This is a genomic window from Rhizobium sp. L9 (assembly GCF_002531885.1).
In the GTDB taxonomy this organism is placed as follows: domain Bacteria; phylum Pseudomonadota; class Alphaproteobacteria; order Rhizobiales; family Rhizobiaceae; genus Rhizobium.
The window spans coordinates 1-634 of record NZ_NWSZ01000107.1; the positions used below are offsets into that span (position 1 = coordinate 1).

A 634-nucleotide genomic window follows, 5' to 3' on the forward strand; every position below is an offset into this window, starting at 1 on the left:
CGGTGCTAACTGGCGTGCAGTGGTTACCGGTCTTCGTTTCCTTGTGCATGGCGCTTCCCATCTTCATCGTCATGGGCATGTATCGGGCGATCTTCCGTTATGCCAACATGGCCGCTTTCATTGCCGTTCTAAAAGCAATTGCGATTTACGGCGTCGCCTTCATGACGATATTTACGGCGCTCAGCGTCCCGGGCGTTCCGAGAACCGTCGGCATTCTCCAGCCCTTCCTGCTGCTGATTGCGATCGGCCTGTCACGGTTGGGCATCCGCTATTGGCTCGGGGATACCTATCAGCGTATTCTTCACCAGAATACGCTCGATAAGGTGCTGATCTATGGGGCGGGAAATGCCGGGAGGCAACTCGCCGGCGCTCTGACGAACAGCGCCGAACTCAATGTCGTCGGCTACCTCGATGATGATCCGCGCCTTAAGGGCGGCATCATGGGCGGTTTGCCGATCTACGACCCGTCGGATCTTCCGGTGCTCGCCGAAGCACTTGGCGTGCACAACGTGCTTCTTGCTCTCCCATCCGCGTCGCGGCAGCGTCGCAATGAAATTCTCGAGCATATCCGCAAAGCCAGGGTGAACGTCCGGACATTGCCGGATCTCACCGCGCTGGCTCAGGGACGAGTCGC

General features: G+C 58.5%; 1 pseudogene. It reads left to right on the forward strand.

Features of this window, described 5'->3' with window-relative positions:
• Window positions 1-634 (forward strand): annotated as a pseudogene (locus CO660_RS32495) (polysaccharide biosynthesis protein); the annotation flags it as partial.